Below are 14,310 nucleotides of genomic sequence, written 5' to 3'. Positions count from 1 at the left end.
ACCGGCCAGCCATCGCCCACCAGGGAGACCCGCTTGTCGACGACCAGCGGCCCCTCGCGGTAGGTGCCGGCGCGCACGAGGACCGTGTCGCCGTCCTCGGCGGCCGCGAGGGCGTCGGTTATCGAGGAGTGCGCGCAGCCGTCGGGGCAGACGGCGATGACCGCGGAGGCGGCGCCGTTCGCGGCCAGGGCGAGCACGACGGCCGCCGTGGCGGCCAGTGCGGCCGACCGGGCGCAGGGCCTCACGGGGCCGCGGGGGAGGCCGCGAGGGCTCCGGCGGGCGCCGCGTACGCCTCGTCAGGGGACCCGTCGCCGAGCGGCGCGTGCCCGTGCCCGCCCTCGTCCGTGACCCTCTCGAGGAGGCCAGACTGGACGACCAGCGCCTCGAGGTCGGCGTAGCGCACCTCCACGCCGCCCACCTCGGCCCGCACGTCCTCCAGCTCGCCCAGGGTGCGGAACGCCGCGACGTTCAGGCCCATCGGGCTGCGGAGCGCCCCGCTTCTCAGGTAGCGGGCCTCCTCGGCCCTGAGGAGCCGGCCGGGCCTGGCGAAGTCGGTGACCCACAGCGAGTGCACGTCCCGCGCGGCCACGTGGCCCTCGTGGAGGAACGACAGCATGCACTCGAGCGAGTCGAACTTGTACGCCTTGCCCGTCCTCGTGACCACCTGGGCCGGGTAGCGCGGGTCGGAGACCTGCATCCCGCAGAACGCGCACAGGTCCTCGCCCACGACGATGGGCACCGGCTTCGGCGCCGAGCACGCCGCCAGCGCGAGCAGTGCGAGCAGGGCGGCCGCGGTCGCGACGGGCCTCAGCGCCCTCACGCGCCGCCGCGAGAGGAACCAGACGCCGGCGAGCACGAGGGCGCCCAGCACGAAGCCGCCGGCCAGCGCGACGGCGCCCCAGCCCGGCCAGGCCGTGATGTAGAAGTTCATGAACTGACTGGTGCCGAGCATCGGGGGCGTGTAGCCCTCCATGGTGATGGCGGCGCGCGGGTCTATGGTGTGCCCGAACCGCCACAGCCAGCGGAAGAAGTCGGCCATGCCGGCCACGGCGAAGGCGCCGTAGCCGACGAGCCAGGCCGTGAGCCAGCGCCGGAGCCCGCGGGCGGCGACCAGCAGACCGGCGGCCGACACGACCACCACGGCGACGGGCAGCACGCGCAGCTCCCAGAACTCCGCGGCGTCGAGCTGCATGAAGCCCACGTAGTGGTTGAGCTGGTTGATGAGGTCAACGCGCCCCGTGAGCCGCGAGGTCCAGATCTGCATGGCCAGGCCCTCGGGGTACTGCGGCGCCTCGAAGCGGTAGTGCCACAGGGGCCAGACGAACGTCAGGAGGGGGAGCAGCGCGGCCACGGCCACGAGGCCTCGCGCCAGCCGGCTCAGACGTCCTTCCCGGGGTCTCATCGGTCTCCCTCCTCGGCGAGGTCGGTCGGCCCGACCGCTGCGGCCGGGCCGACCGCGCACGCGGCTAGCGCCCCACGCTCCAGCTCAGGGCGACGTCGGAGCCGGCCGGGGAGACCCGGACGTACCCCTGCATCTCCTGGTGGAGGGCCGAGCAGAAGTCGGTGCAGTAGAAGGGGTAGACGCCGGGGGCGTCGGGCTCCCACCTCACGGTCAGCGTCCGCCCCGGCATGATCAGGACGTTCGCGGACTCCATGCCCTGCACCGCGAAGCCGTGCGGGACGTCCCAGTCCTGCTCGAGGTTCGTGACGTGCCAGTAGACGGTGTCGCCCACCTCGATGCCCTCGATCACGTCGGGAGCGAAGTGCGAGCGGATCGAGGTCATGTAGACGTGAACCACGTCCCCGTCGCGCTCGACGCGCACGTCGGCCTCGCTCTTCGTGGCGTAGGGGTGCTCGTTCTCGGCCAGGCTGTAGATCGTCCGGCTGTGCGGCGCCACCTTCTCGGCGGCGATGCCTTGCGCGTAGTGCGGCTCGCCGATCGTCGGGAAGTCGAGCAGCATCTCCATCGTGTTGCCGCTGATGTCGATGAGCTGCGCCGACTGGGCCAGCTCGGGCCCCGTGGGCAGGAAGCGGTCCTTGGTGATCTTGTTGAGCGCGATCACGTAGTCGTCCGACGGGTCGACGGTGTCGCCGCCGGGGATCATCAGGTGGCCGATCGAGTAGTAGACGGGCATGCGGTCCACGACCTGGAAGTCGGAGAGCCGCCACTTGATGATCTCGGACGTGATGAAGCAGGACGTGTAGACGTTGCCCTTGCCGTCGAACTCGTTGTGCAGCGGACCGAGGCAGGCGCGCTCGACCTGGCCAGCGACGATGGCGTCGAAGTTCAGGATCGGTATGCCGTACGCGTCGCCGTCGAAGTCGCGGTTCTGGATCGCCTCGAGCATCCTGCTGAAGCTGTGCACGGCGATCGTGGCCGAGAGCTTGCCGCCCGGCACGATGTACTCGCCGGTCGGGTCGACGTCGACGCCGTGCGGCGACTTCGGCGTGGGCAGGAAGTAGACCAGCCCCTCGCAGTCGGCCGGGTCGAGGACCGTAACCTCGTCCTCCCACTCGGTCTCGGCGATGCCCGTCTCCTCGTCGACCTCGTTGTGGGCGTAGCGGACCGGCATCCGGCTGGCGGCGCCCTCGGCGACGCACTGCTCGGCGCGGCGCCAGTTCACCGCCGTGACGAAGTCCTTGTCGGCCTGCGAGGCGTTGACCTCGAGCAGGGTGTGCGCCTCCTCGACGTTGTACGAGGAGAAGAAGCACCAGTCCGCCGAGGGGCCCTTGCCGCACTGCGACAGGTCGTAGTCGAAGCCGGGCATCAGGACCTGGAAGGCCACCTCCATCTCGCCGTCCTCGGGGTCGACGGAGACGAACGTGAGCATGCCCTTGAAGTTGCCCCGGTAGTCGGCGATCGGCATGTCGCGCTGCGGGACCGGCTGGCTGAACCGCGAGCCCGCCACGAGGTACTCGGTGTTCGAGGTCGCGAACGGCGACGGGTGGTTGCCGCCCACGTTGGGGATCTCGATGATCTCGACGGTCTCGAACGTCGACAGGTCGATGCGGGCGATGCGCGGCGTGTTGTTGCCGTTGATGAACAGCCAGCGCCCGTCGGCGACGCCGTCCGTGCGCGAGAGCTGCGGGTGGTGGGCGTCGTCCCAGTAGACCGGCCCGTGCGAGGTGTTGAAGAGGGCCTTCGTCTCCTCGGAGTAGCCGTAGCCGTTCTCCCCGTGCTGCGAGAACACCGGGATCACGCGCAGCGTGCGGCCGGACGGCAGGCCGACGACGCTGACCTGGCCGTTGAAGCCTCCCGAGAAGAAGCCGTAGTACTCGTCGTGCTGCCCGGGCGGCACGAACGTGCGGGCGGCCGCGTCGCTCGCGGTGCGGCTCGCGGTCCTGGCGCCCTGGGCCAGCACCAGCCCCGCGGCCAGCGCCCCCGCTCCCAACAGGAGTAGGAGCCGTCTCCTTGGACCCATGCACTACCTCCTCGGCGAGGGAGGCGTCCGCCTCCCCGCTAGTTCCCGAGCTGGGAGTCCTGGTGCCTGAAGAACTCGAGGACGTCGCGCACCTGCTCCTCGGTGAGCGGGAGCTGCGGCATCGGCGTCATGTACTCGGCGAGGAGACCGTACGCCGTGTCGTCCTCGAAGAGCATCTCGTTGGTGTTGAGGACCATGTTCATGATCCACTCGGGCGCCCGGCGCTCGGTGACGCCGAGCAGGTCGGGGCCCACGTAGCGCTCGCCGAACCTGTGGCAGGCCGAGCACAGCGACTCGAACGTCGCCCGGCCGGCGGCCACCCTCTCCGGGTCGATCTCGCCGAGCTCCACCTCGGCGATGGGCCCGATGCCCTTGGGCAGCTCATCCGCCTCCTGCGCCAGGGCGAGCGCCGCCAGCACCGTCAGCGCCGCCGTCGCGAGGCGGAGGGCCCTGGGGCCACCGGCACGCCCGCGGGTGGGTCGTCCCTGGGTGTCGCTCACTGCGGGAACCTCCTCGTCCCGGTTCACAACCCGGATGCTGACCTCCACGTTGCAGGCGGGAGAGGGGCGCGAGTAGGGACGTAAGACCCCGCGGACCGGGCTAGCCCTCGCTGCGCAGCACGGCCAGGAGCACCCTGAACATCAGCGTCATCGCGATGAAGAGGCCGATCCAGCCGAGGACCTCGTAGAGGCCCACTTCGAACCAGGGGAAGCGGAGGCCGGCGGGCAGGCCCAGCAGCATCACCGACACCACGCCGGTGCCCACGCTGAGTAGCGCCAGCAGGGACCGGTTGAGGAGGCGCTCGACGAACCGTCGGTCGTCGGCGTCGGCGAGCAGGCGGGCGCGCAGGGAGAGGCGCCCGTGCTCCGCCATCGTGGCGAGCCTGTCGACGTGCCGCGGCAGGCGCGCCAGCAGCGGGCCGAGGTCGGTCCACTCCTGGCGGACGAACTCGGCCAGCGAGCCGGGCATCAGGCGCCGCTCGAACTCGTCGCCGCCGAGCTCGGCGATCCGCTCGATGACCGGGTAGCCGGGGTGGAGCTGCTCGAGCGTCCCCATCAGGGTCGCCAGCGCGCGGAACATCGCGCTGGTCGAGGGCGGCAGGCGCAGGCCCAGCTCGAGCGTGAGCCGCAGCAGGTCGGTGAGGGCCCGCGCCGGCGGCAGGCCGGGCCCCAGGTAGGCGGCCATGAACCGCGCCACCGCCCGCTCGATCTCCTCCGGGTCGTGGACGGCCTGGTCGACGGCGCCGATCGTCACCATCGACTCGTAGAGGAGCGTGGGCTGCTCGTGCCGCAGCGCCAGCAGCATCTGGAAGACGGCGGCACGCTCGAAGGCGTCCAGCCTGCTGCTGATGCCCATGTCGATGAGCCCGAGGCGGCCGTCGTCGAGGAGCAGCACGTTGCCAGGGTGCGGGTCGCCGTGGAAGCGCTCGCCCGCCAGCATCGCCCTCACCTGGGAGCGGCAGAGGGCGTCGGCGAGGGCCAGAGCGTCGGGCTCGGCACCGGCGCCGGGCCGCGCTGCCGGCGGCGCTCCGTCGGCGCCGGCGGCAGGCTCTCCGTCGGACGAGCCGGCGAGGACGGAGCCGCTCGAGGCCTCCGCGAGCGGCGAGCCGGCCAGCCGCTCGATGACCAGCAGCCCCGGCCTCGTGAGCTCGGCGTGGACCGCGGGCACGTGCAGGAGCGGCTCGTCGGCGACGGCCTTGGCGACCTCCTCGATGTTCCGGGCCTCCACGGTGAAGTCGAGCTCGCCGAGGAGCGCGTCGGCGAACTCGCGCGCCAGTGCCGCCACGCCCAGGCGCCGGGCCCAGGGGAAGCGGCGCTCCGCCGTGCGTGCCAGCCAGCCGATGATCGCCAGGTCGTGGTCGATGACGCGCTCCAGGCCGGGCCGTCGCACCTTGACGACGACCTGCGAGCCGTCCCGCAGCGTGGCGGCGTGGGCCTGCGCGATCGACGCCGAGCCGAGCGGCTCCCAGTCGAAGCTCGCGAACACGGTCTCGAGCGGCCGACCGAGCTGCGCCTCGACCTGCGCCGCCACCTCCTCCCGGCCGACGGGCGCGGCGGAAGACTGGAGCTTGGCGAGCTCGCTCAGGGCCTCGGGCGGGAGCAGGTCGGGCCGCGTCGCCAGGAGCTGGCCGAGCTTGACGAAGACCCCGCCCGCCTCCTCGCACGCCCGCCGGGCGCGGGCGGCGAGGTCGCGCGCGCCGAGGGTCCGGCCGCGACCGCTGCCCCAGCCCACCAGCGGGGCGAGGCCGTGGCGCGCCAACACGCGCGACACCGCGAACGCGCGCAGGAGCAGGCCGGGGCGCAGCAAGGGCCTCCGGCGGGAGGTCGGCCCGCGGGCGCCCTCCACGCCCGCGCGCCCGCGGCGGAAGGCGAGCTCCAGCACGACGATCGAGCCCATGGTCGCCACGACCCGGAACGGCAGGGAGACGAGCTGGAGCTGCCGGAAGTCGACGGCCTGCACCTCGCTGACGTCGGCCGCCAGCAGGAACAGCGCCGTGGCGTCGCCCACGGCGATGCCCATGAGGGCCGCCAGCAGCAGCCGTCCCCAGCCGAGCTCGCGCGCGTCGAGGAGCACCCGGCCGAGCCAGGCGGTGCCGACGACGACCAGCAGGCTGAGGAGCACGTCGAGCACGCCAGGAGCCTAGTACGGCCGCTCCGCCGCTGCCCACCGCTTTCCGGACGAGCGCGGCCCCACGACCGTCCGAGGCCGGGCCCTACCGGTCGATCGCGCCGCCGCGACAGGCGGGGCGGAGCGGTCCCGCCGGGCCCGCCGCCGCGACCGGCCGTGTCGGGGCGCCCGCGGACGGGTTAGCCTCGCCGCATGATCGTCACGACCACCCACAGCGTCGAGGGCAGGCCGGTCCGCGAGTACCTCGGGCTCGTCACCGGGGAGACGATCCTCGGGGCCAACATCCTGCGCGACTTCATGGCCGGGATCCGCGACATCATCGGCGGACGCAGCGCGCTGTACGAGCAGAGCCTGCGGGAAGCGAAGGAGAACGCGCTCGCCGAGATGCGGCAGGCGGCGCAGGAGCTCGGCGCCGACGCGGTGCTCGGCGTCGACCTCGACTACGAGTCCATCACGTTCGGCCAGGGCGGCGGCATGCTCATGGTCACCGCCTCCGGCACGGCGGTGAAGCTGTAGGGCCCGGCGCCGAGTTTCGCTGAGGACGCCGACCGCGCCGCATCGCTCGCGACCGCTGGGCGCCGTCACCGGTGCTAACTTCCACGTGTCCTCACAAGGAGGGCACGAGAATGCGAGGTGTCGATGGTTTCTGCCACGCCCCGCTCGTCACGCCTGTCCCTCGCGGCCTCGCTCGCGGTCGCGCTCTGCCTCACGTCGGCAGCCCACGCCCAGGTCACGCTCCTCAACGTCAGCTACGACCCGACGCGCGAGTTCTACCGCGAGTTCAACGAGGCGTTCGCGGCCCACTGGCTGGAGGAGACGGGCGAGACCGTGGTGGTGAACCAGTCGCACGGCGGCTCTGGCGCGCAGGCGCGCGCCGTGGTGGAGGGGTTGCAGGCCGACGTCGTCACGCTGGCGCTGCAGTCCGACGTCGACGCGATCGCGGAGCTGTCGGGCCTCATCGCTCCCGACTGGCGTGAGCGCCTGCCCAACGGCTCGTCGCCGTACACCTCGACGATGGTCTTCGTCGTGAGGGCCGGCAACCCGAAGGGCATCGAGGACTGGGACGACCTGGTGAGGGACGACGTGGCGGTCGTGACGCCGAACCCGAAGACCTCGGGAGCGGCGCGGTGGAACTACCTGGCCGCCTGGGCCTGGGCCTACCGGGAGTACGGCGGCGACGTCGAGCGGGTGCGCGAGTTCGTCGGCGCCATCTACCGCAACGTGGCCATGCTCGACACGGGCGCCCGCGGCTCCACGACCACGTTCGTGCAGCGGCGCATCGGCGACGTGCTCATCGCCTGGGAGAACGAGGCGCTGCTCATCGTCTCGCAGTTCGGCGCCGAGGACTACGAGGTCGTGGTGCCCTCGGTCTCCATGCTGGCCCAGCCCGTGGTGGCCGTGGTCGACGAGAACGTCGACGCGCACGGCACGCGGGAGGTCGCCGAGGCGTACCTCGAGTACCTCTACTCGCCCGAGGGCCAGCGGCTCGCCGCCAAGCACTTCTACCGGCCGGCCGACATGTCGCTCGCCGACCCGGAGGACGCGGCGCGCTTCGCCGAGACGGAGCTGGTGAGCATCGACGACGAGATGTTCGGCGGGTGGGCGAACGCGCAGCGGGTCCACTTCGGCGACGGCGGCGAGTTCGACCAGCTCTTCGGGCGCTGAGGCCGCCGCGTGGCGACGAGCTTCCGCTCGCGGAGCGTGCTGCCGGGCTTCGGCCTGGCGCTCGGCTACACCCTCACCTACCTCAGCCTCATCGTCCTCGCGCCGCTGGCGGCGCTGGCGCTGCGCGGCGCCACGCTGCCCCTCGGCGAGCTCACCGGCGTCTTCGCCGACGAGCGCTCGCGGGCGGCCGTGCGCCTCAGCTTCACGTCCGCGCTCATGGCCGCGCTCATCGCGCTGGTCGCGGGCGGCGTCGTCGCCTGGGTGCTGGCGCGCTACCGCTTCCCCGGGCGTCGGGTCCTCGACGCCGTGGTCGACCTGCCCTTCGCGCTGCCCACGGCCGTCGCCGGCATCGCCCTGGCCTCGGTGTTCGACGCCACCGGCTGGCTGGGCGGCCCCCTCGCCGCGCTGGGGCTGCAGGTCGCCTACACGCAGGCCGGCATCGTCGTGGCGCTGGTGTTCATCGGCCTGCCGTTCGTCGTGAGGTCCCTCCAGCCGGTCATCGAGGAGCTCGACGTCGAGGTCGAGGAGGCCGCCGCCACGCTGGGGGCCAGCCGCCTCCAGACGCTCCTCAGGGTCGTGGTGCCGACGCTGCTGCCTGCCGGCGTCACGGGGTTCGCGCTGGCGCTGGCCAGGGCCGTGGGCGAGTACGGCTCGGTGATCTTCATCGCCGGCAACCTGCCGTTCCAGACCGAGATCGCGCCGCTCCTCATCATCATCAGGCTCGAGGAGTTCGACTACCCTGGCGCGATGGCCCTCGCGCTCGTCATGCTCGGCATCTCGTTCGCCCTGCTGCTGGGCGTGAACCTCGTGCAGGCCTGGACGAGGAGGCGCTTCGGGCGTGGCTGACCGGGCGGCGAGGCAGGCGGCCCGCGTGCGCCGGGCGGGGCCCATAGGCGAGCCGCGGGCGCTGAAGTGGGGCCTCACCGCCGCGGCCGTGGCGGTCCTCGGCGTGCTCCTGCTGCTGCCGCTGACCGTCGTCTTCGTGCAGGCGCTGAGCGGCGGCGTCGGCGCTTACCTGGCGTCGCTCGTAGAGCCGGAGGCCCGCGCCGCGATCAGGCTCACGCTGCTCGTCGCCGCCATCGCCGTGCCGCTCAACGCCGTCTTCGGCGTCGCGGCGGCCTGGGCCGTGGCGAAGTTCGAGTTCCGCGGCAAGTCGCTCCTCGTCACGCTCATCGACCTGCCGTTCTCCGTCTCGCCCGTCATCGCCGGTGTCGTCTACCTCCTGCTGTTCGGCGCGCAGGGCTACCTTGGGCCCTTCCTGCAGTCGCGCGGCATCCAGGTCGTGTTCGCCGTGCCCGGCATCGTGCTGGCCACGCTCTTCGTGACCGTGCCGTTCGTGGCCAGGGAGCTCGTGCCGGTGATGCAGGAGCTGGGCAGCGAGGACGAGGAGGCGGCCCTCACGCTGGGCGCCCGCGGCTGGCAGGTCTTCGCCCTCGTCACGCTGCCGAACGTGCGTTGGGGGCTCCTCTACGGCGTGCTGCTGTGCAACGCGCGCGCGATGGGCGAGTTCGGCGCCGCCTCCGTCGTCTCCGGCCACATCCGCGGCCAGACGAACACGATCCCGCTGCAGGTCGAGATCCTCTACAACGAGTACAACTGGGTCGCCGCGTTCGCGCTGGCGTCGCTGCTCGCGCTGCTGTCGCTCGTCACGCTCGTCATCAAGGCCGTCCTCGAGAGGCGCGACTACCTCGCGAAGGCGGGTCATGTGGTCCGCTGACGAGGGCGCCGGGCGCGGCGGCATGGACTGGGGCGAGTCCGTCGCCGTCAAACTCGAGGACGTCAGCCTCGCCTTCGACGCCGCGGCGGCGCTGCGCGGCGTGTCTCTCGAGGCCGAGCCCGGCGAGCTCATGGCGCTGCTCGGGCCCTCCGGCTCGGGCAAGACCACGCTGCTGAGGGTCGTCGCCGGCCTCCTCACGCCCGACACCGGGCGCGTCTGGTTCGGCGACGAGGACGCCTCCCGGCTCACCGTGCAGCAGCGCAACGTCGGCATGGTCTTCCAGCACTACGCGCTGTTCCGGCACATGACCGTCTACGACAACATCGCCTTCGGGCTGCGCGTGCGGAGGCGCCGCGGCGGCACGAGCCTCTCGCGCGCCGAGGTCGACGCCCGCGTGCGCGCGCTCATCGATCTCGTGCAGCTGGGGGGCCTGGAGCGGCGCTACCCGGCCCAGCTCTCCGGCGGCCAGCGGCAGCGCGTGGGCCTGGCGCGCGCCCTGGCCATCAAGCCGCGCGTGCTGCTCCTCGACGAGCCCTTCGGCGCCCTCGACGCGAAGGTGAGGCGCGAGCTGCGGCGCGGCCTGCGCGAGCTCCACGACAGGACGGGCCACACGACCCTGTTCGTCACGCACGACCAGGAGGAGGCGCTGGAGCTGGCCGACAGGGTGGCCGTGATGAGGGAGGGGCGCGTCGAGCAGGTGGGCGACCCCGACGAGGTGCTGGAGCGCCCCGCCTCGCGGTTCGTCTTCGAGTTCATCGGCGAGTCGAACCTGCTCCCCGTCGAGGTGAGGGGCGGCGCGCTCGAATGGGAAGGGCGCGCCCTGGCCCTGCCGCGCGTCGACAGGGGCGACGGGCCGGCCCTGCTGGCGTTCCGCCCGCACGACGTCGAGCTCGCCCCCGGGGCCGAGGGGGCGATCGAGGGCGTGGTCGTGGCCTCCCGGCGCGTGGGTGCCAACCAGCGGCTCGAGCTCGAGGCGGGACGCGGACGCGCGCGCCTCGACGTCGACGTCCCCCACGACGCGGCGACGCGCGGGCGCGTGGCCGTGCTGCCCCGCGCCTGGCACCTCTTCGACGGCTGAGGTCGGCGCCGAGCGGTTAGGGTCAGGCGTGGGACTCGTGCTCGTGCGCATCGCGCTGCTGGCGCTGGCGGCCGCCGCGACGGCGGCGGCGGTCGCGGTGGCGACCGGCGCGCCCTTCTCCTTCGCCGCGGCGCCCCAGTTCTCGGCCCTCTACTTCGTCCCCGTCAACGTCGCCTGCCTGGCGCTGCTGGCGCGCGGCGGGAGAGCGCGCGGGCTCCTCGGCGAACGCCCCTGGCTCCGCGGGAGCGACGTCGCCTACGGCATGCTCTGGCTCTTCGTCATGTTCGTGCCGTTCGCGGCGGCCATGAGCCTGGTCGTGCTGCTGCTCGCGGGGCCGGCCGGGTTCGCCGGCGCCTGGGAGACCGTCTTCGTGCCGCCCCCCGGCGCCGAGGTGGCGCTCGGCGAGGCCGTCTCGCTGGCCCTCGCCGTGCTGGTGATCGCGCTGTTCCCCGTCACGAACGCCCCCGTCGAGGAGCTCTACTACCGCGGCCACGCGCAGGGCGAGCTCGAGGAGCAGGGGGTCCCGGCCTGGCTGGCGGTGCTGCTGCCGGCGGCGCTGTTCGGGGTCCAGCACCTGTTCCTGGCGCCCTCCGCCGCGGCGATGCTCGTGTACGTAGTGGCCTTCACGGCCTGGGGCGCGACGGCCGGCGTCATCTACCGGCGCCGGCGGCGGCTGATGCCGCTTATCGTCGCGCACTTCCTCACGAACCTGATGACGTCGGCCGTGCCGCTGTTGTTCGTGCTGGCCTAGGTGACCTGGCTGCCCCGCCCCGCGGCGCGGGTGCCACATCATCGGCGCAGGGTCGGGGAGCGAGGAAGCGTGGTCGACGGTGCGAGGACGGTACCGCACGAGGAGGCGCCCCGGCCGCCCGTCGAGGGCGGGGCTCGACTCGTGGCCGCTCCTGGTCGCGGCGGCCGTCCTCGGCCTGGCGCTGGTCGTCGGTGCCACGCTCGCGCCGCAGGACGGCCCGGTCGCAGCGCCGGCGCCCGTACGGTTGCCGGGTCCGTTGCGGGGAGGTCCGTCGTCGGACGTCCCGGCCGCGCCCCGAGGCGAGCCGGCGTCCGCCGCAGGGTCCACGGTCGGGGACAGACCGGCGCCGAACGCCCCGGCCCAGCCCGGCGCCGAGCAGGCCCTCGCGGCCCCGCCGCTGCTGCCCGACCTGCGGGTGCTGGAGCCGTCCGGCTTCTACCTCGTCGACCAGTCCTCGAGCGGGGGGCACCGCCGCCTGAAGTTCACGACGACGATCTGGAACGCCGGGCCCGGGCCCTTGGAGGTGAGAGGCCGCGAGCAGCCGGAGACGGGCGAGCTCGTGGTCTACCAGACCTTCCACACGGCCACGGGCGACGTCGTGCCGGGCGAGCAGGTGGGCACGTTCCAGTTCGACCACCGCCACGGCCACCTGCACCTGACGACGTTCGCGCGCTACGAGCTGTGGACCGTGACGCCCGACGGCGGCCTCGGCGAGATCGTGGCCCGGAACGACAAGGTCGGCTTCTGCCTCATGGACAACGTCCCGGTCGAGGAGGAGCTGATCGACGCTTCGCGGGGCGTGTACCCGGTCGACTGCCGCGGCGACGTGCAGGGCATCTCGCCCGGCTACGGCGACGTCTACGTGGCGCAGCTCTACGAGCAGGACCTGATCGTCGACGGGCTGCCCGACGGCCGCTACGCGCTCGTGAACGTCGCGAACCCCGCCGGCGCGATCGCGGAGGTCAGCCTCGACAACAACCGCGCGGTCGCGTACGTGCGCCTGAGCGACGGCGCGGTGGGGGCCGACTGAGGCGGCCGCCGCCGCGCGAGCGGCTCAAGCGCTGGCGCGGTCGGGGTCGACGATGAACTTGCTGACGATGCGCCACTGCCCGCCGGCCTTCGCCAGCTGGTAGGACTCGAGGAACTTGCCCCCGAAGTCGAACAGCACCGTCGCGCCGACGTCGCTGAAGATGTCGACGGCGAGCATCCTCCCCTCGGCGAACTCGAAGGGGGTGTACTCGGGGGCGACCCACCTGTCGATCGAGTCCGCGATCGGCGCCGACCAGATCTCGGGACGGCCGTGCTCGTTCCGGGTGCAGCCGAACATGACCGCCACGTTCGGGGCGAACGCCCTCTCCAGCCGCGCGCGGTCCTTCTCCCTGTAGCCCTCGCAGTAGTGGAAGACCGTCTCGCGGATCGCTTCGTAGTCGCTCATCCCACCCTCCTCGCCGCCGGCGACATGTTCGCTTCGGAGCGCTGCGCCGGCCCGACCGCGCCGCCGCCCTCTCCTGTCGCCTAGGCCTCGTGCGGCGCGGCCGTCACGTACCGCCGCGCCCCGTCCAGTCGGTGCGGAAGCGCTCGCCGCGCGGCGCGTCGACGCGCTCGTAGCCGTGCGCCCCGAAGTAGTCTCGCTGCGCCTCGATGAGGTTCGCCGGCAGCCGCTCCGACCTGTAGCCGTCGTAGTGGGCCAGCGCGGCGGACGTCGCCGGCATCGGCACGCCGGCGGCGATCGCCCGCGTCAGCGTGCGGCGCCAGCCCGCCTGGCAGCCCGCGAGCTCGCGCGCGAACCGCGGGGCCGTCATCAGGTCGGGCAGCTCGGGGTCCTCGGCGTAGGCCGCGGCGACGTCGCCGAGGATCCGCGAGCGGATCACGCAGCCGCCGCGCCACAGCAGGGGGACAGTGCTGAGCGGCACCCCCCAGCCGAGGTCGTCCGACGCGCGCCTGAGCAGCGCGAACCCCTGCGCGTAGGCGACGACCTTCGCGGCGTACAGCGCGTCCTCCAGGTCCCTGAGCTGGCCCAGGCGGTCGAACGAGACGCCCGACCGGCCCGGCCCGCGCAGCGTCTGCGCGGCGGCCACGCGCTCGTCCTTCAGCGCCGAGAGGGCTCGGGCGAACACGGCCGCGGCGGTCAGGTCGAGGGGCACGCCGCGCTCGAGGGCGTCGGCCGCGGCCCAGCGGCCCGTGCCCTTCTGGCCGGCCACGTCGCGGACCTTGTCGACCAGCGGCAGCCCGTCGTCGTCGACGCGGGCGAGGACGTCGGCCGTGATCTCCACGAGGTAGGAGTCGAGGCGTGAGCCCGCCCACTCGGCGAAGACGCCCGCGGACTCGCGGACCGTCAGCCCCACGACGACGCGCATGTAGTGGTACGCCTCGGCGATGAGCTGCATGTCGGCGTACTCGATGCCGTTGTGCACCATCTTCACGTAGTGCCCGGCGCCGCCCTCGCCCACCCAGTCGCAGCAGGGCTGCCCGTCGACGCGCGCCGCTATGTCCTGCAGCATCCCCGCGACGAGGGGCCAGGCCGCCGGGTCGCCGCCCGGCATGATCGCCGGGCCGACGCGCGCGCCCTCCGCGCCACCGGACACGCCGGCGCCGACGAAGAGCAGGCCGCGCTCCCTCAGCTCGCGGGCGCGGCGCGCCGTGTCGGCGTAGTGGGAGTTGCCGCCGTCGATGACCACGTCGCCCGGCTCCAGGTGCGGCACGAGGTCGTCCAGCACGGCGTCTACGGGCGCGCCCGCGGGCACCATCAGCATCACGCGGCGCGGCCGGCCGAGCGACAGCGCCAGCGAGGCGAGGTCGTCGAAGCCGCGCACGGCGCGCCCGGACGCTTCCCCGCCTAGGAAGTCGCGCACGGCGCGCCGGTCGCGGTCGTGGACGGAGACGGCGAGGCCGTGGTCGCTGAGGTTCAGGACGAGGTTCCGGCCCATCACGCCCAGGCCCACCATGGCGACGTCGGAGACGCCGTCTGCCGCGTGCTCGGCGGTCACGCCCCCAGCGCGCTCCCGCGCCTCGCCGTCGTGCTCTCGTCCGGGTGCGTCCATGCAGGCAG

General features: G+C 73.2%; 14 protein-coding genes. 7 read left to right on the top strand and 7 right to left on the bottom strand.

Features of this window, described 5'->3' with window-relative positions:
- The 5 genes from VF202_09670 to VF202_09650 form a co-directional block, all read right to left on the bottom strand.
- The coding region (locus VF202_09670; protein HEX7040369.1) for a hypothetical protein at window positions 1-245 on the bottom strand (245 nt) is incomplete at its 3' end.
- Window positions 242-1,402: a nitrous oxide reductase accessory protein NosL gene (locus VF202_09665; protein ID HEX7040368.1), complete on the bottom strand. Its 1,161-nt coding sequence runs from the start codon at window positions 1,400-1,402 to the stop codon at window positions 242-244. The genes VF202_09665 and VF202_09670, both read right to left, overlap by 4 nt.
- Window positions 1,403-1,466: 64 nt before the next feature.
- The gene (gene nosZ, locus VF202_09660) at window positions 1,467-3,422 is read right to left on the bottom strand and encodes a Sec-dependent nitrous-oxide reductase (protein HEX7040367.1); all 1,956 of its coding nucleotides are present in this window, start codon (window positions 3,420-3,422) and stop codon (window positions 1,467-1,469) included.
- Window positions 3,423-3,460: 38 nt separating this feature from the next.
- Window positions 3,461-3,922 carry a cytochrome c gene (locus tag VF202_09655; protein ID HEX7040366.1) on the bottom strand — a complete coding sequence of 154 codons (462 nt, stop codon included), beginning with the start codon at window positions 3,920-3,922 and terminating at the stop codon, window positions 3,461-3,463.
- 100 nt (window positions 3,923-4,022) lie between these two features.
- Window positions 4,023-6,053: an AarF/UbiB family protein gene (locus VF202_09650; protein ID HEX7040365.1), complete on the bottom strand. Its 2,031-nt coding sequence runs from the start codon at window positions 6,051-6,053 to the stop codon at window positions 4,023-4,025.
- Between the two features lie 189 nt (window positions 6,054-6,242).
- Here VF202_09650 and VF202_09645 point away from each other — a divergent pair, with 189 nt between their 5' ends.
- The 7 genes from VF202_09645 (at window position 6,243) to VF202_09615 (ending at window position 12,291) form a co-directional block, all read left to right on the top strand.
- Window positions 6,243-6,566 (top strand): heavy metal-binding domain-containing protein, encoded by a 324-nt coding sequence (locus tag VF202_09645; GenBank protein ID HEX7040364.1) that lies wholly within the window; start codon window positions 6,243-6,245, stop codon window positions 6,564-6,566.
- A 123-nt stretch (window positions 6,567-6,689) separates the two neighbouring features.
- Window positions 6,690-7,715: a sulfate ABC transporter substrate-binding protein gene (locus tag VF202_09640; protein HEX7040363.1), complete on the top strand. Its 1,026-nt coding sequence runs from the start codon at window positions 6,690-6,692 to the stop codon at window positions 7,713-7,715.
- A 9-nt stretch (window positions 7,716-7,724) separates the two neighbouring features.
- The gene (gene cysT, locus VF202_09635; protein ID HEX7040362.1) at window positions 7,725-8,561 is read left to right on the top strand and encodes a sulfate ABC transporter permease subunit CysT; all 837 of its coding nucleotides are present in this window, start codon (window positions 7,725-7,727) and stop codon (window positions 8,559-8,561) included.
- Window positions 8,554-9,432 carry a sulfate ABC transporter permease subunit CysW gene (gene cysW / locus VF202_09630; protein HEX7040361.1) on the top strand — a complete coding sequence of 293 codons (879 nt, stop codon included), beginning with the start codon at window positions 8,554-8,556 and terminating at the stop codon, window positions 9,430-9,432. Before cysT ends, cysW begins: the two co-directional genes overlap by 8 nt.
- Window positions 9,419-10,510 carry a sulfate/molybdate ABC transporter ATP-binding protein gene (locus VF202_09625; protein ID HEX7040360.1) on the top strand — a complete coding sequence of 364 codons (1,092 nt, stop codon included), beginning with the start codon at window positions 9,419-9,421 and terminating at the stop codon, window positions 10,508-10,510. Before cysW ends, VF202_09625 begins: the two co-directional genes overlap by 14 nt.
- Window positions 10,511-10,538: 28 nt before the next feature.
- Entirely contained in the window at window positions 10,539-11,261 is a 723-nt protein-coding gene (locus VF202_09620) for a CPBP family intramembrane glutamic endopeptidase (protein HEX7040359.1), read from the top strand.
- Between the two features lie 256 nt (window positions 11,262-11,517).
- A complete protein-coding gene (locus VF202_09615) occupies window positions 11,518-12,291 on the top strand; it encodes a lysyl oxidase family protein (GenBank protein HEX7040358.1) in 774 nt (257 codons plus the stop codon).
- A gap of 24 nt (window positions 12,292-12,315) precedes the next feature.
- On the opposite strand, the gene VF202_09610 is transcribed toward VF202_09615, so the two are convergent.
- Window positions 12,316-12,696 (bottom strand): nuclear transport factor 2 family protein, encoded by a 381-nt coding sequence (locus tag VF202_09610; GenBank protein ID HEX7040357.1) that lies wholly within the window; start codon window positions 12,694-12,696, stop codon window positions 12,316-12,318.
- 103 nt (window positions 12,697-12,799) lie between these two features.
- The gene (gnd, locus tag VF202_09605) at window positions 12,800-14,302 is read right to left on the bottom strand and encodes a decarboxylating NADP(+)-dependent phosphogluconate dehydrogenase (GenBank protein ID HEX7040356.1); all 1,503 of its coding nucleotides are present in this window, start codon (window positions 14,300-14,302) and stop codon (window positions 12,800-12,802) included.
- Window positions 14,303-14,310 lie beyond the last annotated feature (8 nt).

The organism is Trueperaceae bacterium (assembly GCA_036381035.1).
Classification (GTDB): domain Bacteria; phylum Deinococcota; class Deinococci; order Deinococcales; family Trueperaceae; genus DASRWD01.
This window is presented reverse-complemented; position numbering and strand designations above follow the sequence as displayed.

Coding starts and splice junctions, on each gene's coding strand:
- VF202_09665 (HEX7040368.1), bottom strand. CDS start 1,402: ATGAGACCCCGGGAAGGACGTCTGAGCCGGCTGGCGCGAGGCCTCGTG.
- VF202_09645 (HEX7040364.1), top strand. CDS start 6,243: ATGATCGTCACGACCACCCACAGCGTCGAGGGCAGGCCGGTCCGCGAG.
- VF202_09610 (HEX7040357.1), bottom strand. CDS start 12,696: ATGAGCGACTACGAAGCGATCCGCGAGACGGTCTTCCACTACTGCGAG.
- gnd (HEX7040356.1), bottom strand. CDS start 14,302: ATGGACGCACCCGGACGAGAGCACGACGGCGAGGCGCGGGAGCGCGCT.
- VF202_09640 (HEX7040363.1), top strand. CDS start 6,690: ATGGTTTCTGCCACGCCCCGCTCGTCACGCCTGTCCCTCGCGGCCTCG.
- nosZ (HEX7040367.1), bottom strand. CDS start 3,422: ATGGGTCCAAGGAGACGGCTCCTACTCCTGTTGGGAGCGGGGGCGCTG.
- VF202_09625 (HEX7040360.1), top strand. CDS start 9,419: ATGTGGTCCGCTGACGAGGGCGCCGGGCGCGGCGGCATGGACTGGGGC.